Below are 24,332 nucleotides of genomic sequence, written 5' to 3' on the forward strand. Positions count from 1 at the left end.
GCTCGACCGGCGGCGAGGGCGGGAGCGGGGCGATAGCGTGCGCGCGTGACTGACGCTCTGACCGTCCTGTTCATGCCGGAGTCGGCCTATGGGCCGACCAACCAGTGCATCGGTCTCGGGAAGGTGCTGCTCGACCGCGGACACCGGGTGGTGTTCGCGGCCGAGAGATCGTGGGAGGCGAGGCTCTCGCCGTTCGGCTTCGTCGAGGACCTCGTCGACCTCGCCGCTCCCGATCCGGATGCCGGCGAGGAGGCAGCCGGGCAGTTCTGGATCGACTTCATCAAGGAGACGGCGCCGGAGTTCGCCAAGCCGACGGTCGAGCAGCTCGCGACGTTCGTCCAACCGACCTACGCCGCGCTCATCGACGGCGCGAGGTACGCCGAGCCGCAGCTGCGGGAGATCATCGCCCGGCAGCGGCCGGACGTCGTCGTGGAGGACAACGTCGTCTCCTTCCCGGCGCTGATGACCGGTGACGCGGCGTACGTCCGGATCGTCTCCTGCAACCCGCTGGAGGTCCGCGGCGACGACGTGGCCCCGGTCTTCTCGGGCTACCCGGCCGACGACCGCTCGGGGTGGGCCGACTTCCTGACGGAGTTCGACCGCACCCACGACCAGACCTGGGCGGCGTTCGACGCGTGGTGCCGGGAGCAGGGGGCGCCGGCGCTGCCGCGGCGCGACTTCGTGCACACCTCGACGGCCGCCAACATCTACGTCTACCCGCGCGAGCTCGACTACACCGACGCGCGCCCGCTGGATCCGACCTGGCACCGCATCGACTCCAGCGTCCGCGAGACCGAGGAGCAGTACGTCGTACCGCCGGGGGTCGCCGAGCGGCCGCCCGGCTCCGGGCTGGTCTACCTCTCGCTCGGGTCGCTCGGCAGTGCCGACATCGGTCTGATGCAGCGGCTCGTCGACCTCCTCGGGACGACGTCGCACCGCGTGATCGTCAGCATGGGTCCGCGCGCCGACGAGCTGAGGCTGGCCGAGAACATGACCGGCGCCGCCACCCTGCCCCAGACGACGCTGATGCCGCAGGTCGACCTCGTGATCACCCACGGGGGCAACAACACGACGACCGAGGCGATGCACTTCGGCAAGCCGATGATCCTGCTGCCGCTGTTCTGGGACCAGTACGACAACGCGCAACGCGTGCACGAGCTGGGCTACGGCGTGCGGCTGCCGACGTACTCCTTCGCCGACGCGGACCTGCTCGGTGCCGTCGACCGGCTCCTGGCCGACACCGAGCTGCGGCAGCGGATGGCGGCCGTCGGCGCCGGCATCCGCGCTCGCGACGGGCTGCATGCGGGTGCCGGGATCATCGAGCGGGTCGGGCTCGAGCATCGGGCGCGGCACGGTGGCTGAGCTCGCGCTCGACGAAGGTCACGCGATCCGCATCGTCGAGACCGGAGCCGGTCACCACGCCGAGCCCGTCACCGAGACGAGCGCCGGCTGGGTCGGCTCGACGCCGGGCGACGGCGCCGGCCTCGCCGTCCTGCACCGGTTGCGCAACCGGATGGCCGTGCCGGAGGACTTCCGGGTGACCGCGCACGCATGGCTGCCGGTCGAGGGCGAGAGCGAGCGCGGCGTTGGCGTCGACCAGACGCACGCGTCGTGGGTCGTGGGCGAGCGGGTCGTCGTGAAGTGGATGACCGAGACGCTGGTCGGCCCACACCCCGCCGCCGACCGGCTGCGACGTCTGTCGGAGCTGGGCTTCGCCGAGTCCCCGGCACTGGTCGGTGTCGTCGAGTGGCGCGAGGCCGGCAGCGGCCACTGGATCCCGGTCGTGGTCGTGCAGGAGTACCTGCCCGGGACCGAGGACGGCTGGAGATGGGCTCTCGAGGACGCCCGGAGCGCCCTCGGGCTCGGGCTCGTGCCCGGCCCGGTGCGACCCGGCTTCGGAGACGATGTCGGCGAGGTGGTGGGACGGATGCACGTCGCCCTCGCCGCCGACCCCGCCGAGCGGATGCCTGCGGAGCTCGCGCAGCGGTACGCCGACGAGGCGGTGGCCGGTCTCGAGGTCGCCGTGGGCTTCCTCGAGCGGTTCGACCCGGAGTCGGCCGCTCTGCTCGCCGGGCGCCGTGGCGAGGTCGAGGCGCTGCTCGCGGGCCTGGCCGATGCCACGGGCACCCCGGTCCTGCCCGTACACGGGGACCTTCACGTCGGTCAGGTGCTCCGCGATGCGGAGGGCCGCTACGCCGTGGTCGACTTCGACGGCAACCCGACCTCGCCGCCCGAGCTGCGCGCCACGCCCGCACCGGCTGCGCGGGACGTCGCCCAGCTGCTGGTGTCGCTGGAGAACGTCGAGCACGTCGTCCGGCACTACGCACCCGACCTGTCCGTCGAGGCCGGCCGCGCGTGGACGTCCGGCGAGCAGGCGGCCTTCATGTCGGGGTACCGCCGCGGCCTCGGGAGCCGCGGCGACCTCTTCGACGAGGCGCTGGTCGGTGCCTACGACTGGGCGCAGGTCTGCCAGGAGGTCGTGTACGCCGGGCAGCGCGAGCTCACCGAGTGGCTCTACGTCCCGGCCGCGGAGCTGCGACGCCGACTCGTGCCGGGGGCCTGATGGATCCCCAGCTGTTCCTTGCCGACCTGGAGGAGAAGCCGCGCCGGCTGACGGACCTGGCGACCTCGCTGCGTGACGCCGACCCGTGGACCGATGTCGGGCGCGGACAGGAGCTGCTGCTGCTCGGCATGGGCTCCTCGCACTACGCCAACCAGGTCGCGGCCTCGCGACTCCGGCACGCCGGGGTGCGGGCCGTCGCCGAGCTCGCGGCGTCCGAGCTGGTGCCGCACGTCGGCCCCGAGACGGTGGTCCTGGCGGTGTCGGCCTCGGGCGGCTCGCGCGAGACCCTCGACGCCGTACGCCGGCTGCGGGAGGTCTCCGGCGCGAGGTTCGTGGCGCTGACCAACCGCGAGGACACCGAGCTCGGGGCGCTGTGCGACCGCACCGTATCGATGCGGGCCGGCCTCGAGCGCGGGGGGGTGGCCTGCCGCTCCTACCAGCACACGCTGGCGCTGCTGCTCGCCCTGGAGGCGCGGCTGACGCGTTCTCCGGACGTGCCGACGCTGCTCGACCGGGCGGCCGAGGCCGCGTCGTACCTCCTGGGCGGCCGGGCGGCCTGGCTGCCCGACGCGGCCGACGCGCTGCTGGGCCCGTCCGGCACCCACGTCGTGGCTCCGGCCCGTCGGATCGGCTCCGCGCTGCAGTCGGCGCTGATGCTGCGTGAGGGGCCGCGGCTGCCGGCCTACGCCTGCGAGACGGCCGACTGGAGCCACGTCGACGTCTACCTCACCAAGACCACGGACTACCGGATGCTGCTCCTGACCGGATCCGACCACGAGGACGAGCTGCTGCGCTGGGTGCGCGAGCGCGGCTCGACCGTGGTGGCCGTGGGCGGCGAGGTGCCCGGAGCCACGATGACCGTGCGCTACCCGCACGACGGCGTGGACGACGTCCGCCTGCTCGTCGAGCCCCTCGTCGCCGAGCTCCTCGCCGCCCACGCCTGGCCAACTCAACGAGCCCGGAGGGCCAACTCAACGAGCCAGTCAGCCGGCGGCGGCCTTCTGGCGGGCGCGGAACGCGGCGACGTTGGCGCGTGAGGAGCAGCGCTCGGAGCAGTACCTCCGCGACTGGTTCGGCGAGGTGTCGACGTAGACGTTGGCGCACGGGCTGGCCGCGCAGACCCCCAGCCGGGTCGGGCCGAGGTCGCAGACCAGGTTGGCCAGACCGAGCAGGGACTCGCCGATCAGCAGCTCGGCGACGCTGGCCGCCTTGTTCGCGACGTGGATGTGGAGCCGGGCGGGGTTGTGGTCGGCGATCCGCGGGGTGATCGGATGGCGTTCGAGAAGCTCGTTGAGCACGTCGACCACGCCCTGCGCGTCCTCGCGGGACGACGCCTCGAAGGCCCGCCGCAGGTCCTTGCCGAAGCGGCGCAGCACGACGACGTCGCGGTCGGTCACCTGACCCTGGAGCCAGGCCCGGCCCGCGAGGAAGTCCACGAGCGAGTCGCGGTCGGTCAGCGACGCGTTCAGCAGCGCCGCCGACGACTCGGCGTACCTGACGAAGTCCACAGCACCTGAGTCTACCGAGGGGTGTCCACAGGATTGACCGTCCGGATCCGGTGTACGGCGAACCGCCGGACGTCGTCGGCCCGGTGGTCGCGTGCGGTCAGCCAGCCGCCGTCGACGCTGACCGGGTCGACCAGACGGTCGCCGGAGACACCCTGGTTGTCGACGTAGCCGATCACCACCGTCCGCCCGGTCTCCACCGCCTCCCGAAGAGCGGCCATCGACCCGATCGGGGTCAGCTCCACCGAGGACGGAGCCCGCACGGCCGCCATCCGGTCGCCCGCCCGGATCGCGGTGACGACCTGGGCCAGCCGGGCCTCCGCGCGCACCGCCTCGGTCTGTCGCGCGGGTCCGCGGCGATGCGGCCGTGCGCGGAGCCGGTCGGCCCGGGCGACGTGGACACTGCCGTCCGCGCCCTCGACCAGGGGCGAGACCCCGAGCTCGCGCAGGCGCGGCAGCAGGACGTCGAGCGGGGTCGTGCTCACCACGACCGTCGGTGCGATCCGCCGGAGTCCCAGCGACGAGGCCCGCGGATGGTGCATCAGCTCGGTGAGCGCGGTCTCGTCGTCGGCGCGCAGGAACGCCTCGGCCTGTCCGACCCGCACGGTCCCGAACGTCCGCGCGGCGTCGTCCACCAGGTAGGTCAGCGGCTGCGGGACCGGCGTGCGCGAGACCGCCTCGAGGAACGCGTGCACCTCGTGCGCCGCCCACCCCGCGTCGAAGGCGCGGCGTACCGACCCGGCGGTGAACCGGTAGACCGTGGCCTGCCCGCGGGACTCGACATCGGCCAGCAGGTGCAGGTCCCGCGCGCGCTCGCGAGTCAGTGGCCCCGGCGCGACGGCCGTGAGGTCGGCCTGCACGAGCACCTCGTCGACCTCCTCCGGGAGCAGCGTCGCGAGGACCGCGACCGGGTCGTCACCGAGGAGCATCGTCCGGGCGTACGACGCGAGCCCGCCCAGGGCGACCATCCCGAGCTGGGCCGCTTCGTCGAGTGCCCCGACGACCTGACCGACCCGCGACGGCGGACGGCGCGGGCGGAGCCAGGCGACCCTCGCCACCACCGACGCCGGCCCGGTGCCGGTGGCCAGCACGACTCCGGGCGGCAGCTCGTCGAGCACGGCGAGGGTCATGGCTCGCGTCTCGGGCGCGATCCGGCTGGTCAGCTCGGGGTCCAGGGCGTTGCGCGTCTTGCCGGCGTCGTCGCGCGCGCCGACGAGGTAGGGCAGGCGCTCGGTCTCCAGCCAGGCCGTGGCCAGCCGCCGCCACCTCTCGGCCGCCGCGTCGTCGCACCAGGAGTCGAACGCCTCCGTGGGGGTCCAGGCCGGGCTGCCGTCGGCGTCGGGCCATGTCGCGAGCAGGCCCGCCGCGGCCGCCACCTCGACGAGGAGCGCCGTGGCCGTCTCGTCGAGCTGGACGAACTCCGAGGCGGCCTTCAGGTCGCGGACGGCGACCGCGCCGGTGCGCAGGGCCGTCGGCGGTGCGCTGCCCCAGTGGTCGACCAGCAGCTCCACGCGGCGTACGACGTCGAAGGCCGCGCCCGCGGCCGCGTGGTCCACCAGCTCCGCGGGCCGCTCGGAGGTGGCGAGGTCAGGAGGCAGGTCGATGCGCTCGCGGGTCGTGTGTCCCCCGCGCAGAGCCACCTGCACCTCGCCCGGGATCCGCACCAGCCCGGGCCGGCCCGGCACCAGGAGGCCGCGCGAGAGCAGCTCCTCCGCGGGGGTCTGGGCGTCCTCGGGCGAGATCTGGTGGCGCGCCGTCCCCGCGTCGGCCTCGCCCGACCCCGCGTCGACGTGGTCGAGCATCGCGCGCGCCGCCTCCGACAGCTCCGCGAGCCGGGCCGCGGCCTGCTCGGCGGTCGCGCCGTTCACGGGGTGGAGCCGGGCCAGCGAGCCCAGCGCGTCGGGGACGCCGGTCAGCGGACGCAGCCCCGCGTCGTTCTCCCAGACCAGCGCGAGGTCGACCAGCCTGTGCACGGTGCTCTCGACAGCAGAACGATCCGCGTCGAGGATGTGGGCCAGCTCGGACTCGGTCGTGTGACCCGATGAGACGACGGCATCTAGGACGGAGAGCTCGAGGCGCGTGAGCAGGTCGAGGGCACGGTGCAGCGACGAGCGCGTCGCCGCGCGCGACGCGAGCTGGGCGCAGTCGGCCGGCGCGGGGGCGCCCAGGTCGGGGCGCTCTCGCAGCAGCTGCACCAGTCGCTCGTCGGGCCAGCTGCGCAGCTGGTCGGCGAGCGAGCGGTGGCCCCTGCCCGTGTCGGTGCGTGGGGCGGACGAGGTGCCCATCGACTCAACGCTAGCGGGCGGCACCACCATCGCCTCGGGATGCGAGGGCCGATGAGCGAGCGCGCCCTGCTCGACGGGGTCGGGCTGAGGTACGGCGTCGCCAGCGACGTCGGACTCGTGCGCCAGGTCAACGAGGACTCCTGGCTCACCGAGCCGCCGGTGTTCGTCGTCGCAGACGGCATGGGCGGGCACGACGGCGGCGAGATCGCCAGCGGCCTCGTGGTCGAGGAGTTCGCGCGGCTCGCCGCCGCGGGCTACGACCCCCGCCAGGGCTCCGAGGTCGTGATGACGGCGCTGTTCGCCGCGCGCCGGCGGCTCGTCGAGTACGCAGCGACCCACCGCGGTCGCGACGGCGGACCGTGGCACGGCGGCACCACCGTCGTCGCCGCGCTCCTGGTCGAGCACGACGACGTCCCCGGGTGGCTGTTGGTCAACCTCGGCGACTCCCGCATCTACCGCCTCGACGGCGGCGCCCTGCGACGTGTCAGCACCGACCACAGCGTCGTCCAGGAGCTGGTCGACGCGGGTCGCATCACCGAGGAGCAGGCGAGGTCGCATCCCGAGCGCCACATCGTGACCCGCGCGATCGGTGGCCCGGACCCGGTCGACCCCGACCTCTTCGCGCTTCCGCTGGCCCAGGCACGACGGGTCCTGCTGTGCTCCGACGGGGTCACCGACCTGGTCGCCGACCCCGACATCGAGGGGGTTCTGGCCGACGAGGCAGACCCGCGCCGGGCGGCCGAGCGCATCGTCGACCTGGCCCTGGCCGAGGGCGGCATCGACAACGCGACCGCCGTGGTCGTCGATGTGGTGGGATTGGCCGACGCGAGCCCCGACCCCGCCGGCGAGCCAGGCCTGCCAGGCGAGTCCGGCGAGGACGAGAGCTCGCCCGAGAAGCTGGGAGACCTGCCGTGACCGTGAGCCGCACCGTCGTGCCCGGAGACTGGTACGGCGTCCTCGGGGACGACGTCATCGTCCTGCTGCCACCCGAGGCCAAGGCCCGCGTGGCCGGCCTCTGGGAGACCGTCGACGAGGGGGCAGGCTTCGACGAGGTGCTCGACGCCCTGATCAGCGATGGCCTGCGCAGCCTGCCGGCGTTCGTCCTGGTCAGTGGCGACGGGCGCGAGGTCAAGGTCGTGATCCGTGGCGCCGGCGAGGCCGAGCTGACGACCAAGGACGGCTCCGTGGTCGTCGCCGGCACGGCCGACACGACCTGGGTGGAGCGCAACGTCAGCGGGGTCACCCGGCTGACGGTGCGGGTCGCCGACGCCGACGGCGTCGCCTACACCGTGGGGTCGGGGCTGGTCCGGGTCGCCAGCGTGGAGCATCCCGCGGGCGGGTCGGCCGCACCGGAGGTGAGCGATGCCGAGGCGGTCGCCGTTCCGATCGGGTCGGCCGCGACCGTCCTCCCGGTCGAGCCCCTGGAACCCGTCGACCCGGGCGAGCCGGGCGAGCCGGTCGAGCCGGTCGATGAGCCGGAGCCGGAGCCCGGGCCCGAACCCGAGCCACCCGCTCGCATCCTGCCGCCCGATCCCCAGCTCGAGGCGGAGAAGGAGGCCCAGAGGGCGGCGGAGCAGGCCGCTACCGCCGTTCCGGTCGACCCCGACCCGCTCGGCATCGGTGACCTGCCCTCGGACGTCCCGGTGCCGCCGGTTCCGCCGGTTCCGCCGGTGCCGCCGGTTCCGCCGGTTCCGCCGATGTCGACGGCCGGCGCGCTCGGCATCCCCGGCTTCGACCCGCTGACCAGTCCCGAGCTCACGGTGACCCCGGCCTATGCCGAGGCCCCCGCACCCCCGAGCGGCGCGGTCGCCCGGCTGACCTTCTCCAGCGGCGAGGTCGTCGACGTCGACCGGTCCGTCGTCATCGGGCGCGCTCCCGAGCACGGCCGCTTCGGCGGCGACGACCAGACCCGCACCGTGACCGTGCCGAGTCCCCACCAGGAGATCTCCTCGACCCATGTCGAGATCCGCCCCGGGACCGGCGCCGACCACGGCTCCGCGGTGGTGACCGACCTCGGCTCCACCAACGGCACCGTCGTCGCCCAGCCCGGCCAGCCGGCGGAGGACCTCCGACCGGGCGTCGCCTTGCGCCTCGTGCCCGGGGCCACCATCGACCTCGGGGAAGGGGTCACGATCCAGGTCTCCGAGGCCTGAGCCGGTGGGGGTGAGGAGCATCGCCAGACCACTGGACGACGGGTTCCGGACGGCTGACCCCGACCGGCGCTTCCTCGCCTTCGCCGTCGACCGGCTCCTCGCCGGCTGTCTCGATGCGGCTGCCGTGCTGCTGGCGGTTCGGCTCCTGTGCTCCCGCGGCCACCTGCTGGCCGGCGTCCTGACGGCGACGGCCGGCGCGCTCGTGGTGGCGCTCGCCTTCGCGGTCCTGCTCGGCGCCACCGGGACGACGCCGGGCAAGGCGCTGTTCCGGCTGCGGCTGGTGCACACCGGCACCGGCGAGCCGATCGGGGTCTGGCCGGCTGTCCTGCGCAGCATTGCGCTGGGGGTCGCCGCCGCGCCGTTCGGGTTCGGTCTGGCCGTGCTGGCGTGGACGGCGCTGACCGACGGGCGCGGCCTCCGGCAGGGCTGGCACGACCACCTCGTCTCGTCGGTGCTGCTCGACGTCCGCCGGGTGCCGGTGGCGGTGGTGACTGCGCCGCCCGTCGTCCCTCGGGTCGTGAACCTCACCGCGCTCAGCCTGACGAGTACGGCGCAGGACCCCGGGTCGCCGAGCTAGAGCAGGGCCACCACCGCGTCGTACGTCGCGCGGTCGGCCGCCGCGACGACCCGACGCGGGACCGAGCCGTCCGGCTCCTGGTCGCGCGGTCGGTACGCCGTGCCCGTCGCCGTGCCCGTCGCCGTGCCCGTCGCCGTGCCCGTCGCCGTGCCGAGGAAGCCACCGGCCTCGGTGAGGAGCAGCCCACCGGGCACGTGGTCCCAGGGGTTGGCGCGTCCGTAGACGACGTAGTCGGCAGCCCCCTGCGCCAGCTGCGGGTAGTCGATGCCGCAGGAGACCCAGGTCAGCTCCAACGGGCGCAGGTCGCCCGCCAGGGCGCGGCCCACCAGGGCCCGCCTCGACGTCACGCCGCGCCACTGCGGCCTGGTCGGCGCGGGTGGCCGCAGCAGGCGCTCACCGTCGCGCCAGGCCCCGCCGCCCAGCTCCGCGACGTACGCCGTGTGGTGCTGGGGCTGCCAGATCCAGCCCCGCACGGCCTGGCCGTCGCGGACCTCGCCGACCATGACGGCGTGGTCGGGCGAGCCGTGCACGAAGTTCTTGGTGCCGTCCACCGGGTCGACGGTGAAGGCGTGATCAGCGGCCCAGAACTCCGCGAGCAGCTCCGGCCTCCCGGCGTAGGCCTCCTCGCCCAGGACCACGGCCCCGGGGTACGCCGCGAGCAGGGCGTCGGTGATCAGTCGCTCGGCCTCGCGGTCGGCGGTGGTGACCAGGTCGCCGGGCCCCTTCTCGTCGATGTCGCCCGCGGCCAGCGACCTGAACCGCGGGTTGATCACCTCGTCGGCGACATCGCGCAGCAGCCGCAGCACGGCCTCGGTCTCCACCCCCCCACCCTAGGCGCGCGCAGAACACGCCGACCCGGCGCAAAGGGGCACGCAAAACGCGCCGACCCGGCGCAAAGGGGCACGCAAGACACGCCGACCCGGCGCAAAGGGGCACGCAAAACGCGCCGAGTCGGCATAGGCCGACTCGGCGGAGGAGGACTCGCGCCTACCCCCGACCAACCTGAGGGACCTAGGCTCAGGGGGTGGAGTCCTCTGCGAAGGGTGAGACCGAACCGGCCCTGCTGGACGAGACGATCGGGGCCAACCTCGAGCGCACCGTGGCGGCCTTCCCCGACCGGGAGGCGCTGGTGGAGCGCGCGACCGGTCGCCGCTGGTCGTGGCGCGAGTTCGACCACGACGTCGACCGGGTCGCTCGTGGCCTGATCGCGGCGGGCATCGAGAAGGGCGATCGCGTCGGAATCTGGGGACCCAACAGCGCTCGCTGGACGCTCACCCAGTACGCCGCCGCCAAGGCCGGCGCGATCCTGGTGAACGTCAACCCGGCGTACCGCACCCACGAGTTCGCCTACGCCATGAACCAGTCGGGCACCAAGCTGCTCGTCACGGCCAGCAGCTTCAAGACCAGCGACTACCGCACGATGGTCGAGGAGACGACCTCGAGCGGCGCGATCACCGGCGGCGTCCTCGAACGTGTCGTCTACCTCGACACCGACGACTGGGACGCCCTGATCGACGGCGGCGACGCCTTGGACGCCGACGCGCTCACGGTCCGCAAGCGGACCCTCGAGCCGAGCGACCCGATCAACATCCAGTACACGTCCGGCACCACCGGCTTCCCCAAGGGCGCCACCCTCAGCCATCGCAACATCCTCAACAACGGCTTCCTCACCACCGAGCTGATCGACCTCACCGAGGCCGACCGGCTCTGCATCCCGGTGCCCTTCTACCACTGCTTCGGCATGGTGATGGCCAACCTCGGCTGCACCAGCCACGGCGCGACGATGGTGATCCCGGCGCCCGGCTTCGACCCGGGGCTCACCCTCGACGCGATCACTGACGAGCGCTGCACCGCGGTGTACGGCGTGCCCACCATGTTCATCGCCATGCAGCACCATCCGTCGTTCGGGGAGCACGACCTGTCGACCCTGCGCACCGGCATCATGGCCGGCTCGATCTGCCCGGTCGAGGTGATGAAGCGCTGCGTCAACGAGATGCACATGGAGACCGCGTCGATCGCCTACGGCATGACCGAGACCAGCCCCGTCTCCTGCCAGACCCGCACCGACGACGACCTGGAGCGGCGTACGGCGTCCATCGGCCGGGTGCACCCGCACGTCGAGGTCAAGATCGTCGACCCGGCCACGGGCGAGACCGTCGAGCGCGGCGAGCCGGGCGAGCTCTGCACCCGTGGCTACTCCGTGATGATCGGCTACTGGGACGACCCGGAGAAGACGGCCGAGGCGATCGACGCCGACGGCTGGATGCACACCGGCGACCTCGCCGAGATGCGGGACGACGGGTACTGCAACATCGTCGGCCGGATCAAGGACATGGTGATCCGGGGCGGCGAGAACATCTACCCACGCGAGGTCGAGGAGTTCCTCTACAGCCACCCCGACATCGAGGACGTCCAGGTGATCGGCGTCCCCGACGAGAGGTACGGCGAGGAGCTGGCCGCCTGGATCAAGCTCAACGAGGGTGCCGAGCCGTTGGACGCCGACAAGGTGCGCGAGTTCTGCACCGGACGGCTCGCCCACTTCAAGATCCCGCGCTACGTGCTGCTCGTCGACGAGTTCCCGATGACGGTCACCGGCAAGATCCGCAAGGTGCAGATGCGCGAGGAGACCGCCGCGAAGCTGGGCCTGACCGGTGCGGGCCACGGCGCCGACGTCCGCGGGTAGGGTCGAACCACCCTCACCTCTCGCACAAGGAACCGACGCGTGAGCGACGACCTCAACCAGCTGGCGGACGACTACTGGGCCGCCATCCTCGACGTCAGCCCGACCTGGCGCCACCTGCTCGGCGACTACTCCGCGGTCGGGCGGTACGAGCAGTGCAGCCGCGAGGCCGAGCAGCAGAACGTCGCGGCGCTGCGGTCCTTCGCAAGCCGGGCTCACGACCTCGACCCGGCCGGACTCGACGAGGAGCAGGGGCTGACCCGCGAGGTCATCGCCGCGACGGCGACGGCCAGCGCCGACCTCGCCGACACCCCTCACACCGCTCTCGCCGCCAACCCGATCAGCGGTCCGCAGATCCAGCTGCCGCTGGTGCTCGGCCTGCTCTCGGTGCCCGACGCGGCCGTGGCCGAGCAGATGCCGGCGAAGCTCGACGGCGTCGGCACCTGGCTGAGGCAGGTGGCCCAGCGCGTCCGCGACGGCGCCGCCGACGGGTGGGTCTCGCCGGAGTTCGCCGTCCGGCAGACCATCGAGCAGATCCAGGCCAACCTCGCGCGTCCGGTCGAGGACGACCCGGCCGTCGCGGCGGTCCGCGCCCCCGACGGGGTCGACGCCGGCGAGCTGCACGCGCGGCTCCGCGAGGCTGTCGAGCAGTCCGTCCGTCCGGGGCTGGCGGAGTTCCAGGCCGCCCTCGAGGCGGTCGTGGACCAGGCGCCGCCGGAGGATCGCTGCGGCCTGAGCTGGCTCGACGGCGGGGACGAGACCTACACCGCCGCGCTGCGCTACTTCACCACCACCGACAAGTCGGCCGAGGAGATCCACGAGATCGGGCTCGCCCAGCTGGCCGCCCTCGCCGACGAGTACCGCGGGCTCGGCCCGGAGGTCGTCGGCAGCGACGACCTCGCGCAGATCTTCGCGGCGATGCGCACCGACCCGGCCCTGCACTTCACCGACGCTGGGGAGCTGGTCGCGCAGTCGAAGGTCGCGCTCACCCGGGCCGAGGCCGAGATGGGGGCGTGGTTCGAGGTGGTCCCGAGGGCGTCGTGCGCCGTGCAGGGCACCGAGGTGGGCGCCAAGGCCTTCTACTTCCCGCCCGCGGCCGACGGCTCGCGCGGCGGGACCTTCTTCGTCAACACCGCAGACCCCACGGCGTGGGGCCGCTTCGAGCTCGAGGCGATGGCCTTCCACGAGGGTGTCCCCGGACACCACCTCCAGCTCGCGATCGCCGCCGAGCTGCCGGACTCCGTGCCGGAGTTCCGCAAGCACCTCCACAGCTCGGCGTACGCTGAGGGCTGGGGTCTGTACACCGAGCGGCTCTCCGACGAGATGGGTCTGTACTCCTCGCCGATGGATCGGATGGGCATGCTCAGCGCCGACTCCATGCGCGCCTGCCGGCTGGTCGTCGACACCGGTCTGCACGCGCTCGGCTGGAGCCGGCAGCAGGCCATCGACTACATGGTCGCCAACTCCCCGCTGACCGAGGGAGTGTGCCGGCCCGAGGTCGACCGCTACATCTGCAACCCCGGCCAGGCCACGTCGTACATGGTGGGCAGGCTGGAGATCCAGCGGATGCGGCGCGAGGCCGAGCAGCGTCAGGGCGACCGGTTCGACGTACGCCGCTTCCACACCGCGGTGCTCCGGAGCGGGTCGCTCCCGCTCGGCGTCCTGGACCGGGTCGTCGCCCAGCGCCTCGCCTGAGGTTCGCCGGCCGGCAATCGGGTTGGTCTCCACCACCGACCGCCGCCTAGTCTTGGTCGTCCGCCCCGGGGATCTCGGGGCTCGTGTGTGGAAGAGGGATCGACGTGCCGAGTGGCAAGGTGAAGTGGTTCGACGCCGAGAAGGGCTTCGGCTTCCTGTCCCAGGAGAGCGGCCCCGACGTCTACGTGCGCGCCGAGGCGCTGCCCGAGGGCACGTCCACGCTCAAGGCCGGGACGCGCGTCGAGTTCGGCATCGCCCAGGGGCGGCGCGGTGAGCAGGCGCTCCAGGTGCGGGTGCTCGACTCACCGGCCTCGGTGCAGCGCAACCAGTCGCACGCGCGCCGCAAGTCGCCCGAGGAGATGGTCCCGATCGTCGAGGACCTGATCCGGCTGCTGGACGGGGTCGGCGAGGCCTACCGCCACGGGCGCCACCCGGACGCCCGGGCAGCCGGGCCGACCGCCAAGCTCCTGCGCGCCCTGGCCGACGAGCTCGAGCTCTGACCCCGACCCCCGTCGTTGGGTGGCGCCACTCAACGACGGGCGCGGGTCAGGGGGCTGGCGAGGACCACGAGGGTCCAGGCCAGGAGGACCACGGCGGCCACGCTGAGACCCAGGTGTGGCTGAAGCGGCAGCGCGATGCCCACGAAGCCGCCGATGACCCATGCCAGCTGGACGGTGGTGTCGCTGCGCGCGAACGCGCTGGTCTGGACCCGCTCGGGGACGTCGCGCTGGATCGTGGAGTCCAGCGAGAGCTTCGCCAGCGTCTGGGACAGGCCGGCGACCAAGCCCAGGACGACCAGGGTCAGCAGGCCGTAGAAGAGCGCCGTGAAGGTCACCGCCACCACGTCGGCCAGCAGAGCCAGGACGACGGTGACCCGCGGGTTGACCCGGCGCAGCACCGAGCCCAGGCCGATGCCCACGATGTTGCCGAGGCCGGCCGCGCCGACGACCGCGCCCAGCAGGAACTTGCCGGAGTACCCGTCGATCGGGTTGGCCCGGAGCAGGAAGGCCATGAACATCGTCAAGAACCCCGAGAGCCATCGCGGTCCGCAGTTCGCGCGAAGCGCGAACGCCATCGAGGGCGGGATGCGCATCCGGCGACGCCGCCCCGTGGTCGGGGCCGGCTCGTCGTCGTGCGAGCCGGTGAGGAACCCCAGGGACTCCTCACCCTGGCTGGAGTCGACCCTGGCCGGGAGGCGGACCGCCCAGATCGTGCCGAGCACGAAGACGCAGAAGGTGTAGCGCAGCGACCACTGCGGGCCGATCAGGTAGGCCAGTGCGGCCAGCGGAGCCGAGACGGCGACGCCGACCACCCCGGCCATCGACGTGCGGGCGTTGGCCTTCACCAGGGTCAGACCCTCGGGCAGGATCCGCGGGACGGCGGCCGCGCGGGTCACGTTGTAGGCCTTGGAGGCGACCAGGCAGCCCAGGGCCGCGGGGAAGAGCATGGCCGACTGGTCGACGACGGCCCCCGCCAGGACCCAGGCCAAGAACGCGCGGATCGCCATCGTCGCGCCGATGGCCCAGCGGCGGCCGTGCCTGAACCGGTCCAGGAACGGGCCGATCAGGGGAGCGACGATCGCGAACGGCAGCATGGTCAGGCCGAGGAACAGCGAGACGTGCCCCCGGGCCTCGCCGGCCGGCACCTTGAAGAACAGCGTGCCCGCCAGCGAGATCGCCAGGGCCGCGTCGCCCGCGGCGTTGAACGCGCCGAGCTCGATGAGGCGGGCCAGCCCGCTGCTCTCGGCTCCCTGGGCGCCTGCCGCGACCCGCGCCTTACGCAGGGCGAAGCGGCCGAACCTTCCCGTACCCCGCGCCATGGACTTGAGCCCGCGACCGGTCGCCCGGGCGCCGGTGGCGACCGAGCTCGGTCGCGTCTCCGCGTCCGGCTCCTGGCGTGGGAGGCTCATGCACCCATCCTGCCCGAGCGCCGGGCCAGGAGGGGCGAGCGGCCCGCACGGGGAGAGTGTCCTGGACGGAGGATCTGACACGGGCTGGGTCGATCGGTCATCATGGCGCCATGACCGGTGACGAGGTCGGCGAGTTCGGCGCACTCCAGGAGACCGTGCCGGAGGCCGGAGCGGTGGCGACCGTCCGCACCGCTGCGCCGCCGAAGGCGGACGCGGTGTCGATGGCCGCGCTCGACGCCGCCCGCGAGGCGCTCGTGGCCGAGGTCGACGAGACCGACGTGGGCGCGCACCTCGGCGCCGAGCCGGAGGCCGAGCGTGTCGTCACCCATCTCTTCGAGTGCCGCAAGCCGGGGTACGCCGGGTGGCGCTGGTCGGTGACCGTCGTCCGCGCCTCGCGGCAGAAGACCGTCACCGTGGCCGAGATCGTGCTGGTGCCCGGTGCGGAGGCGATCGTGGCCCCGACCTGGGTGCCCTACCGCGAGCGGATCAAGCCCGGCGACCTGTCACCTGGCGACCTGCTGCCGGTGACCGACGACGACCCGCGGCTGGTACCGACGTACTCCTTCGGCGACGACCCGCTCGACCCCGACGCCCGGGTGCAGATCCGCACGGTGGCCAACGACCTCGGGCTCGGGCGCATCCGCACCTTGTCCCCGGAGGGGCACGAGCTCGCCGCCCAGCGCTGGCAGGACGGCGACGCAGGCCCCGAGGCACCCCTCGCGCAGTCGGCCCCCGAGCCGTGCTCGACGTGCGGCTTCCTGCTGCGCATGTCGGGGTCGCTGGCGGAGTCGTTCGGGGTCTGCGCGAACGGCGACGCCAACGACGACGGGCGCGTGGTGTCGTTCACCCACGGGTGCGGCGCCCACTCCGAGGTCCGGTTGGCCAAACGCCACGAGCCGCTGCCGCTGCCCGAGCCGGTCATCGACGAGCTGGCCGACGATCTCGAGGTCTTCTAGCTAGGAGCCGGCCGGCACAGCGGCTGCCCGGAGGGCCGCGCGTGCCCGACGCCGACGCCGGCAGTACTCCAGCCCGAGCAGGCCCAGACCGCAGCCCGCGGCGCAGGTCCACAGCATCCAGCCGCGCCCCGCGCTCTGAAGGCGTCCGTAGAAGGGCAGCAGGGCGATGAACCCGACGACCCACAGCGCGACCCCCACCTGGACGGTCCGCACGCCGTCGACGTCCAGCGGCTCCACGTCGGCGACGAGGTAGGTGCGACTCCCGATCTCGCGGGTCGTCTGCTGGTCGTCGCGAAGCTCCACGCGCTCATCGTATGACCTCTACCCGGCGGCGCGGCGCTCTGGCATGCTGCCGCAGGTGACGGACCAGCCCGAGGGCCACCAGTCGCCCAGGACGAGCAGATCAGACCGCACCAAGTCGGGGCCCACCCCGCGCCGGGGCGCCCCGCACGGCCACGAGAGCGGCCTCGACCGGTACTTCAAGATCAGCGAGCGCGGCTCGACCCTCGAGCGTGAGATCCGCGGGGGCGTGGTCACGTTCTTCACGATGGCCTACATCATCGTGCTGAACCCGATCATCCTCTACAGCGCGGTCGACAAGAACGGTGCGCACCTCGGCGGTGCCAACGGGTTCACCGCGATCGCCGCCGGCACCGCCCTCGTCGCGGGCGTGATGACGATCCTGATGGGCGTCGTGGCCAACTACCCGCTCGCGCTGGCGACCGGCCTCGGGCTCAACGCCTTCCTGGCGGTGTCGGTCTCCCAGCAGATGACCTGGGCCGACGCGATGGGTTTGATCGTCCTGGAGGGCCTGATCATCCTAGTGCTGGTCCTCACCGGCTTCCGGACGGCGGTCTTCCACGCCGTACCCGCGCAGCTGAAGACCGCGATCTCGGTCGGGATCGGGCTCTTCATCGCCTTCATCGGCTTCGTCGACTCCGGGTTCGTACGTCGAGTCCCCGACATCGCGCACACGACCGTGCCCGTCCAGCCCGGCACCGGCTTCTACCTCCAGGGCTGGCCGGTGCTGGTCTTCGTGATCGGGCTCGCGCTGGTGGTGACACTGTGGGTACGACGCGTTCGTGGCGCCATCCTGCTGGCCATCATCGCCACCACCGTGCTGGCGATCATCGTCGAGAGCATCGGACACCTCGGCTCCTCGCAGACCAACCCGACCGGGGGCTGGGGTCTGAACGTGCCGAAGTGGCCGCACCACATCGCCGCGACCCCGCACTTCAGCACGCTCGGGCATTTCAGCCTGCTCGGCTCGTTCCAGTCCGCCGGCGTCGTCACCACGATCCTGCTGATCTTCACCCTGATGCTCGCCGACTTCTTCGACACCATGGGCACGATGACCGCGATCGGCGCTGAGGCCGGGCTGCTCGACAAGGACGGCATCCCGCCCAACACCCGGGGCATCCTCGTCGTCGACTCCCTGGCCGCCGCCGCGGGTGGCGCGGCCGGCGTCTCCTCCAACACCTCCTACATCGAGTCGGCGTCGGGCGTCGGCGAGGGCGCGCGCACCGGCTTGGCGTCGGTGGTCACCGGGGTGCTCTTCCTGCTCGCGATCTTCCTGGCGCCCCTGGTGAGCGTGATCCCGAGCGAGGCGGCCGTGCCCGCGCTGGTGCTCGTGGGCTTCTTGATGATGCAGCAGGTCAAGGGAATCAACTGGGACGACGCCGAGATCGCCATCCCGGCGTTCCTCACCGTGATCCTGATGCCGTTCACCTACTCGATCAGCATCGGCATCGGCGCGGGCTTCTTGGCCTACGTGCTGATCAAGGCCGTCAAGGGCAAGTCGGCCGAGGTCCACCCTCTCCTCTGGGTCGTCGCCGCCCTCTTCCTCGTCTACTTCGCCATCCACCCGATCACGGTCCTCTTCACCTGAGCTCCGCCGAGTCGGCACAAAGGAGCAGCAAAGCAACGCCGAGTCGGCACAAAGGAGCAGCAAAACAACGCCGAGTCGGCATATGACGACTCGGCGTTTGGTGGGGTGGGCCGGGCGGGAATGGTTAGCGTGGGTAATGAGTTACGCTAACGATATGCCGACCGTGGAGATGGCCGCACGCAGCAACGCCGGGCTCGCCAGCGAGCTCCGGCTCAGTGTCATGCGCCTGCGACGGCGGCTGAGCAACGAGCGTCATCCCGACAACGCGCTGAGCATGGGCGCGATGGCGGTGCTCGGCTGCCTGTTCCGCAACGGCGACAACACGGTCGGCGACCTGGCTGCCCACGAGCGCATCCAGCCGCCGAGCATGACCCGCATCGTCAACTCCCTGGAGGAGGGCGGCTACGTCAGCCGCCGCGCCCACGAGACCGACCGTCGCCAGGTCGTGGTGGCGCTGACCGAGCAGGGGCGTACGACGCTCCTGGCCGATCGCGACCGCCGCGACGCCTGGCTCGCGTGCCGCCTCGAGGACCTCTCCACGTCGGAGCGCGACCTGCTGCGCCGCGCGGCGCCGCTCCTCGAGCGCCTTGCCACCTCCGACTGACCACACCGGACACACCTCGCAGAAAGCAGATCTTGAGCCCCACCTTCCGAGCCCTCCACAACCCCAACTACCGGCGCTATGCGATCGGTAGCCTGGTGTCCAACACCGGCACCTGGATGCAGCGCGTCGCCCAGGACTGGCTGGTGCTCCGGCTGACCCATGGCAGCGGTACGGCGCTCGGCATCACCACCGGCCTCCAGTTCCTGCCGGTGCTGCTGCTCTCGCCGTACGCCGGCGTGGTCGCCGACCGCTTCGCCAAGCGGCGTCTGCTCCAGCTCACCCAGCTGACGATGGCGCTGGCCTCGCTGATCCTCGGCGTGCTCGCGGTCGGCGGGGTCGCCCAGGTCTGGCATGTCTACGTCATCGCGTTCCTGTTCGGCATCGGCTCCGCGTTCGACGCGCCGGCCCGCCAGTCGTTCGTCTCCGAGATGGTCGGTCCGGACGACCTGACCAACGCCGTCGGACTCAACTCCGCGACGTTCAACGCCGCGCGGATCATCGGCCCCGCGGTGGCGGGCCTGATGATCGGCGCTCTCGGTGGCGGTGCGTGGGCCACCGGGTGGGTCATCCTGATCAACGCCGCGTCGTACGCCGCGGTCATCTGGCAGCTCCAGCACATGGACACGACGCTGCTCCACTCGCCCAAGCGGGTGGCGCGCACGCCGGGCATGCTGCTCGAGGGCGTGCGCTACATCCGCAGCCAGCCCAAGATGATGGCGATCTTGGTGATGGTGTTCTTCGCCGGCACCTTCGGCATGAACTTCCAGATCACCTCGGCCCTGATGGCCACCCACGTGTTCGGCAAGGGAGCGGGCGAGTTCGGCATCCTCGGGTCGGCGATGGCGGCCGGCTCGCTGATCGGCGCGCTGCTGGCAGCCCGGCGGGTGCGCATCCGCCTCAGGCTGGTCGCCGGTGCGGCGGTCGGCTTCGGCATCTCCGAGATGGTGGCCGGCGTGATGCCCACCTACCTGACCTTCGCCCTGATGTGCCCGCTGATCGGGGTGTGCACCCTGACCATGCTCAACTCCGCCAACGCCACCATGCAGCTGGAGTCGCAGCCGGCGCTGCGTGGCCGGGTGATGGCGCTCTACATGACCATCGTGATGGGCGGTACGCCGATCGGCTCGCCGCTCATCGGCTGGGTCGGCCAGCACTTCGGAGCACGCTGGACCCTGCTGGCCGGAGGGCTGCTCACGCTGCTGGGGGTCGCGCTGGCCGTCGTGCTGTTCGCGCGGCCGACGCGTGACCAGGCGGACGCCGGGCAGGAGCGGGTCCAGGTGGCCGCGGCCTGACCGCGATATCTCGTTTTGGCTGCCGCGCTGCATCCGAGTAGCCTTGAGCACCGTGTCCGGCAGGTCCGGACGCGTGAGCGTGCCCAGAGCCCGGCGGCCTTCCCGCGCCGCCTGCCGGGGCGCCACCAGACCCATCCCAGGCATGACGCACGACAGCACCACGATCGTGTCCGGCACCGCGCCGGCACAGAGGTAGGACAAGAAGGGGAACCACCGAGTGCCCACCATCAACCAGCTGGTCCGCAACGGCCGCCGGGACAAGCCTTCGAAGTCGAAGACGCCTGCCCTCAAGGGGAGCCCGCAGCGCCGCGGAGTCTGCACCCGCGTCTACACCACCACCCCGAAGAAGCCGAACTCCGCCCTCCGCAAGGTCGCCCGCGTGCGCCTGTCGAGCGGCGTCGAGGTCACGGCGTACATCCCGGGCGTCGGTCACAACCTCCAGGAGCACTCCATCGTGCTCGTCCGCGGCGGCCGGGTGAAGGACCTGCCCGGCGTCCGCTACAAGATCATCCGCGGCACCCTCGACACCCAGGGTGTCAAGAACCGCAAGCAGGCGCGCAGCCGCTACGGCGCGAAGAAGGAGAAGGGCTGATGCCGCGCAAGGGCCCCGCTCCCAAGCGGCCGATCGACGTCGACCCGGTCTTCGGGTCCCAGCTGGTGACCCAGCTGGTCTCCAAGGTGCTCAAGGACGGCAAGAAGCAGGTCGCCCAGCGCATCGTCTACACCGCTCTCGAGGGGTGCCGCGACAAGACCGGCACCGACCCGGTGGTCACGCTCAAGAGGGCCATGGACAACGTCAAGCCCGCGATCGAGGTGAAGTCCCGGCGCGTCGGCGGTGCGACCTACCAGGTCCCGATCGAGGTCAAGGGAACACGCAGCACCACGCTGGCGTTGAGGTGGCTGGTCGGGTACGCCGCGGACCGTCGCGAGAAGACGATGTCCGAGCGCCTGATGAACGAGATCCTCGACGCGTCCAACGGCCTGGGGGCCGCGGTGAAGAAGCGCGAGGACACCCACAAGATGGCCGAGTCCAACAAGGCCTTCGCCCACTACCGCTGGTGACCTGCCGGCGTACGCCGTGCCGAACAGGGGCGCGCGTACGCCGCCGGCACCGGCTCAACCGGTCCTACCTAAGGAAACGAACCGACAGTGGCTGTCGACATCACCACGGATCTCCAGAAGGTCCGCAACATCGGCATCATGGCGCACATCGATGCCGGCAAGACCACCACGACCGAGCGCATCCTCTTCTACACCGGCATCACCTACAAGATCGGTGAGGTCCACGAGGGCGCGGCGGTCATGGACTGGATGGAGCAGGAGCAGGAGCGGGGCATCACGATCACCTCTGCCGCGACGACCTGCTGGTGGAAGGACCACCAGATCAACATCATCGACACCCCCGGGCACGTGGACTTCACCGCCGAGGTCGAGCGCTCGCTGCGCGTCCTGGACGGCGCGGTCGCGGTGTTCGACGGCGTGGCCGGTGTCGAGCCCCAGACGATGACCGTGTGGCGTCAGGCCAACAAGTACGCCGTGCCCCGGATGTGCTTCGTCAACAAGCTGGACCGCACGGGTGCGGACTTCTTCCGCTGCGTCGACATGATGGTCGAGCGGCTGAACTCGACCCCGCTGGTCCTCCAGCTCCCGATCGGCGCCGAGGCCGACTTCATCGGCGTCGTCGACCTGGTCGGCATGCGCGCGCTGACCTGGCGCGGCGAGACCACGATGGGCGACGACTACGAGGTCGAGGAGATCCCGGAGTCGCTGCGCGCCCAGGCCGACGAGTACCGCGAGAAGCTGCTCGAGACGCTGGCCGAGGCCGACGACCCGATCATGGAGAAGTACCTCGACGGCGAGGAGCTCTCGGTCGACGAGATCGAGGCCGGCATCCGCCGCGCCACCCTGGCCGACCTGGTCAACCCGGTGCTGTGCGGCACGGCGTTCAAGAACAAGGGCGTGCAGCCCCTGCTCGACGCCGTCGTGAACTACCTGCCGAGCCCGCTCGACATCGACGCGATCGTCGGTCACAAGCCGAACGACGAGGACGTCAAGATCGAGCGCAAGCCCGCCGACGACCAGCCGTTCTCCGGCCTGGCGTACAAGATCGCCAGCGACCCGCACCTCGGCAAGCTGATCTACGTCCGCGTGTACTCCGGCAAGCTGGAGGCCGGCTCGACCGTCCTGAACTCCGTGACGGGGAAGAAGGAGCGGATCGGCAAGGTCTACCAGATGCACGCCAACAAGCGCGAGGAGATCGCGTCGGTGGGCGCCGGGCAGATCGTGGCGGTCATGGGGCTGAAGGACACCAAGACCGGTCACACCCTGTGCGACCTGGGCAGCCCGGTCGTGCTCGAGTCGATGTCGTTCCCCGCACCGGTGATCGAGGTCGCGATCGAGCCCAAGACCAAGGGCGACCAGGAGAAGCTCGGCACCGCCATCCAGCGGCTCTCCGACGAGGACCCGACCTTCACCGTCAAGACCGACGAGGAGACCGGCCAGACGATCATCGCCGGCATGGGCGAGCTCCACCTGGAGATCCTCGTCGACCGGATGAAGCGCGAGTTCCGCGTCGAGGCGACCGTCGGCAAGCCGCAGGTGGCCTACCGCGAGACGCTGCGCAAGCCGGTGATGAACCACAGCTACACCCACAAGAAGCAGACCGGTGGCTCGGGCCAGTTCGCCAAGGTGATCATCAGCCTCGAGCCGAGCATCGACCCGGAGACCGGTCAGGGTGCGGGCTACGAGTTCGTCAACAACGTCTCGGGTGGTCGCATCCCGCGCGAGTACATCCCGTCGGTCGACCAGGGTGCCCAGGACGCCATGGAGTTCGGCGTGCTGGCCGGCTACCCGATGGTCGACGTGAAGGTCTCGCTCGAGGACGGCGGCTACCACGACGTCGACTCCTCGGAGCTGGCGTTCAAGATCGCCGGCAACCAGGCCTTCAAGGAGGCCGCGCGGATGGCCAAGCCCGTGCTGCTGGAGCCGATGTTCGCCGTCGAGGTGATCACCCCGGAGACCTTCCTCGGCACGGTCATCGGCGACATCAACAGCCGGCGCGGACAGATCCAGGCCCAGGAGGAGCGCCACGGTGACATGGTCATCAACGCCCTCGTGCCGCTGTCCGAGATGTTCGGGTACGTCGGCGACCTGAGGTCCAAGACCTCGGGCCAGGCGTCGTACTCGATGGAGTTCGACTCGTACGCCGAGGTCCCTTCGGGCATCGCCGACGAGATCGTCAAGAAGGTCCGCGGCGAGTAGTCGCCGGGCCATTTGGCCAGACCATCGGCATACAGCAGAATCATCGAGTCAAGTGACAACAACAGGAGGAGCCCACAGTGGCTAAGGCGAAGTTCGAGCGGACCAAGCCGCACGTCAACATCGGCACGATCGGTCACATCGACCACGGGAAGACGACCCTGACCGCGGCGATCACCAAGGTCCTGCACGACAAGTACCCCGACCTGAACCCGTTCTACGCCTTCGACGAGATCGACAAGGCTCCGGAGGAGCGTCAGCGCGGGATCACCATCTCCATCGCGCACGTGGAGTACCAGACCGAGGCGCGCCACTACGCCCACGTCGACTGCCCCGGCCACGCCGACTACATCAAGAACATGATCACCGGCGCGGCCCAGATGGACGGCGCGATCCTGGTGGTCGCCGCTACCGATGGCCCGATGCCGCAGACGCGTGAGCACGTGCTGCTGGCCCGGCAGGTCGGCGTCCCGGCGATCGTCGTCGCGCTGAACAAGTGCGACATGGTCGACGACGAGGAGCTCATCGAGCTCGTCGAGATGGAGGTCCGTGAGCTCCTCTCCGAGTACGAGTTCCCCGGCGACGACATCCCCGTGATCAAGGTCGCGGCCTTCCCGGCGCTCAACGGCGACGAGAAGTGGGGCGAGTCGGTCACCGAGCTGATGGCCGCGGTCGACGAGTACATCCCGACCCCGGAGCGCGACACCGAGAAGCCGTTCCTGATGCCGGTCGAGGACGTCTTCACGATCACCGGCCGCGGCACCGTCATCACCGGTCGCATCGAGCGCGGGATCGTCAAGATCAACGAGGAGGTCGAGATCATCGGCATCCGCGACACCTCGCAGAAGAGCACGGTCACCGGCGTCGAGATGTTCCGCAAGCTGCTCGACGAGGGCCAGGCCGGTGAGAACGTCGGTCTGCTGCTGCGCGGCACCAAGCGTGAGGACGTCGAGCGCGGGATGGTCGT

22 protein-coding genes are annotated in these 24,332 nt (G+C 71.6%); 17 read left to right on the top strand and 5 right to left on the bottom strand.

Annotation, left to right across the window (positions count from 1 at the left end; all coding sequences use genetic code 11):
- The first annotated feature begins 45 nt into the window (after positions 1-45).
- The 3 genes from VHW64_RS04705 to VHW64_RS04715 are packed head-to-tail and all read left to right on the top strand — an operon-like array spanning position 46 to position 3,600.
- Positions 46-1,362, top strand: coding sequence for a nucleotide disphospho-sugar-binding domain-containing protein (locus VHW64_RS04705; protein WP_329649353.1), 1,317 nt, complete (start codon positions 46-48; stop codon positions 1,360-1,362).
- Complete coding sequence (locus VHW64_RS04710) at positions 1,355-2,563, top strand: hypothetical protein (protein ID WP_329649354.1); 1,209 nt, start codon at positions 1,355-1,357, stop codon at positions 2,561-2,563. The genes VHW64_RS04705 and VHW64_RS04710 overlap by 8 nt, the downstream gene beginning before the upstream one ends.
- On the top strand, positions 2,563-3,600 hold the full coding sequence (locus tag VHW64_RS04715) for an SIS domain-containing protein (protein ID WP_329649355.1): 1,038 nt from the start codon (positions 2,563-2,565) through the stop codon (positions 3,598-3,600). The genes VHW64_RS04710 and VHW64_RS04715 overlap by 1 nt, the downstream gene beginning before the upstream one ends.
- Here the strand turns inward: VHW64_RS04715 and VHW64_RS04720 are convergent.
- A complete protein-coding gene (locus tag VHW64_RS04720) occupies positions 3,547-4,071 on the bottom strand; it encodes a CGNR zinc finger domain-containing protein (RefSeq protein ID WP_329649356.1) in 525 nt (174 codons plus the stop codon). The genes VHW64_RS04715 and VHW64_RS04720 overlap by 54 nt on opposite strands.
- A gap of 11 nt (positions 4,072-4,082) precedes the next feature.
- Positions 4,083-6,353 (bottom strand): helicase C-terminal domain-containing protein, encoded by a 2,271-nt coding sequence (locus VHW64_RS04725; RefSeq protein WP_329649357.1) that lies wholly within the window; start codon positions 6,351-6,353, stop codon positions 4,083-4,085.
- A 51-nt stretch (positions 6,354-6,404) separates the two neighbouring features.
- On the opposite strand from VHW64_RS04725, the gene VHW64_RS04730 reads away from it, so the two are divergent.
- The 3 genes from VHW64_RS04730 to VHW64_RS04740 are packed head-to-tail and all read left to right on the top strand — an operon-like array spanning position 6,405 to position 9,083.
- Positions 6,405-7,268 (top strand): PP2C family protein-serine/threonine phosphatase, encoded by an 864-nt coding sequence (locus VHW64_RS04730; RefSeq protein WP_329649358.1) that lies wholly within the window; start codon positions 6,405-6,407, stop codon positions 7,266-7,268.
- Positions 7,265-8,506, top strand: coding sequence for an FHA domain-containing protein (locus VHW64_RS04735; protein ID WP_329649359.1), 1,242 nt, complete (start codon positions 7,265-7,267; stop codon positions 8,504-8,506). The genes VHW64_RS04730 and VHW64_RS04735 overlap by 4 nt, the downstream gene beginning before the upstream one ends.
- A gap of 10 nt (positions 8,507-8,516) precedes the next feature.
- Positions 8,517-9,083: an RDD family protein gene (locus VHW64_RS04740; RefSeq protein WP_329649360.1), complete on the top strand. Its 567-nt coding sequence runs from the start codon at positions 8,517-8,519 to the stop codon at positions 9,081-9,083.
- Here VHW64_RS04740 and VHW64_RS04745 read toward each other — a convergent pair.
- Entirely contained in the window at positions 9,080-9,904 is an 825-nt protein-coding gene (locus VHW64_RS04745; RefSeq protein ID WP_329649361.1) for an inositol monophosphatase, read from the bottom strand. The genes VHW64_RS04740 and VHW64_RS04745 overlap by 4 nt on opposite strands.
- A 203-nt stretch (positions 9,905-10,107) precedes the next feature.
- Here VHW64_RS04745 and VHW64_RS04750 point away from each other — a divergent pair, with 203 nt between their 5' ends.
- The 3 genes from VHW64_RS04750 to VHW64_RS04760 all read left to right on the top strand — a co-directional run bounded on the left by VHW64_RS04750 (position 10,108) and on the right by VHW64_RS04760 (position 13,958).
- Positions 10,108-11,766: an AMP-binding protein gene (locus VHW64_RS04750; protein ID WP_329649362.1), complete on the top strand. Its 1,659-nt coding sequence runs from the start codon at positions 10,108-10,110 to the stop codon at positions 11,764-11,766.
- A gap of 39 nt (positions 11,767-11,805) precedes the next feature.
- Entirely contained in the window at positions 11,806-13,458 is a 1,653-nt protein-coding gene (locus VHW64_RS04755) for a DUF885 domain-containing protein (RefSeq protein ID WP_329649363.1), read from the top strand.
- Positions 13,459-13,562: 104 nt separating this feature from the next.
- A complete protein-coding gene (locus VHW64_RS04760; RefSeq protein WP_329649364.1) occupies positions 13,563-13,958 on the top strand; it encodes a cold-shock protein in 396 nt (131 codons plus the stop codon).
- Positions 13,959-13,987: 29 nt separating this feature from the next.
- On the opposite strand, the gene VHW64_RS04765 is transcribed toward VHW64_RS04760, so the two are convergent.
- Positions 13,988-15,367, bottom strand: coding sequence for an MFS transporter (locus tag VHW64_RS04765; RefSeq protein ID WP_329649365.1), 1,380 nt, complete (start codon positions 15,365-15,367; stop codon positions 13,988-13,990).
- Between the two features lie 110 nt (positions 15,368-15,477).
- On the opposite strand from VHW64_RS04765, the gene VHW64_RS04770 reads away from it, so the two are divergent.
- Complete coding sequence (locus tag VHW64_RS04770) at positions 15,478-16,323, top strand: DUF3027 domain-containing protein (protein ID WP_329649366.1); 846 nt, start codon at positions 15,478-15,480, stop codon at positions 16,321-16,323.
- Here VHW64_RS04770 and VHW64_RS04775 read toward each other — a convergent pair whose 3' ends face one another.
- Positions 16,324-16,626 (bottom strand): DUF2530 domain-containing protein, encoded by a 303-nt coding sequence (locus VHW64_RS04775; RefSeq protein WP_329649367.1) that lies wholly within the window; start codon positions 16,624-16,626, stop codon positions 16,324-16,326.
- 181 nt (positions 16,627-16,807) lie between these two features.
- On the opposite strand from VHW64_RS04775, the gene VHW64_RS04780 reads away from it, so the two are divergent.
- The 7 genes from VHW64_RS04780 to tuf form a co-directional block, all read left to right on the top strand.
- Entirely contained in the window at positions 16,808-18,211 is a 1,404-nt protein-coding gene (locus VHW64_RS04780) for an NCS2 family permease (protein WP_329649376.1), read from the top strand.
- 154 nt (positions 18,212-18,365) lie between these two features.
- Complete coding sequence (locus tag VHW64_RS04785) at positions 18,366-18,815, top strand: MarR family winged helix-turn-helix transcriptional regulator (RefSeq protein ID WP_329649368.1); 450 nt, start codon at positions 18,366-18,368, stop codon at positions 18,813-18,815.
- 32 nt (positions 18,816-18,847) lie between these two features.
- The gene (locus VHW64_RS04790) at positions 18,848-20,107 is read left to right on the top strand and encodes an MFS transporter (RefSeq protein ID WP_329649369.1); all 1,260 of its coding nucleotides are present in this window, start codon (positions 18,848-18,850) and stop codon (positions 20,105-20,107) included.
- A gap of 217 nt (positions 20,108-20,324) precedes the next feature.
- Positions 20,325-20,699, top strand: coding sequence for a 30S ribosomal protein S12 (gene rpsL / locus VHW64_RS04795; protein ID WP_329649370.1), 375 nt, complete (start codon positions 20,325-20,327; stop codon positions 20,697-20,699).
- On the top strand, positions 20,699-21,169 hold the full coding sequence (gene rpsG, locus VHW64_RS04800) for a 30S ribosomal protein S7 (RefSeq protein ID WP_329649371.1): 471 nt from the start codon (positions 20,699-20,701) through the stop codon (positions 21,167-21,169). Before rpsL ends, rpsG begins: the two co-directional genes overlap by 1 nt.
- Before the next feature lie 87 nt (positions 21,170-21,256).
- The gene (gene fusA / locus VHW64_RS04805; protein WP_329649372.1) at positions 21,257-23,368 is read left to right on the top strand and encodes an elongation factor G; all 2,112 of its coding nucleotides are present in this window, start codon (positions 21,257-21,259) and stop codon (positions 23,366-23,368) included.
- Between the two features lie 77 nt (positions 23,369-23,445).
- The coding region (gene tuf, locus VHW64_RS04810) for an elongation factor Tu (RefSeq protein ID WP_329649373.1) at positions 23,446-24,332 on the top strand (887 nt) is incomplete at its 3' end.

Source organism: Nocardioides sp. (assembly GCF_036267815.1).
GTDB lineage: Bacteria > Actinomycetota > Actinomycetes > Propionibacteriales > Nocardioidaceae > Nocardioides.

Excerpts from the sequence above, each read along its gene's own strand:
- VHW64_RS04715 (WP_329649355.1), top strand. The coding sequence starts at position 2,563 with ATGGATCCCCAGCTGTTCCTTGCCGACCTGGAGGAGAAGCCGCGCCGG.
- VHW64_RS04725 (WP_329649357.1), bottom strand. The coding sequence starts at position 6,353 with ATGGGCACCTCGTCCGCCCCACGCACCGACACGGGCAGGGGCCACCGC.
- VHW64_RS04730 (WP_329649358.1), top strand. The coding sequence starts at position 6,405 with ATGAGCGAGCGCGCCCTGCTCGACGGGGTCGGGCTGAGGTACGGCGTC.
- VHW64_RS04765 (WP_329649365.1), bottom strand. The coding sequence starts at position 15,367 with ATGAGCCTCCCACGCCAGGAGCCGGACGCGGAGACGCGACCGAGCTCG.
- VHW64_RS04770 (WP_329649366.1), top strand. The coding sequence starts at position 15,478 with ATGACCGGTGACGAGGTCGGCGAGTTCGGCGCACTCCAGGAGACCGTG.
- VHW64_RS04785 (WP_329649368.1), top strand. The coding sequence starts at position 18,366 with ATGCCGACCGTGGAGATGGCCGCACGCAGCAACGCCGGGCTCGCCAGC.
- rpsG (WP_329649371.1), top strand. The coding sequence starts at position 20,699 with ATGCCGCGCAAGGGCCCCGCTCCCAAGCGGCCGATCGACGTCGACCCG.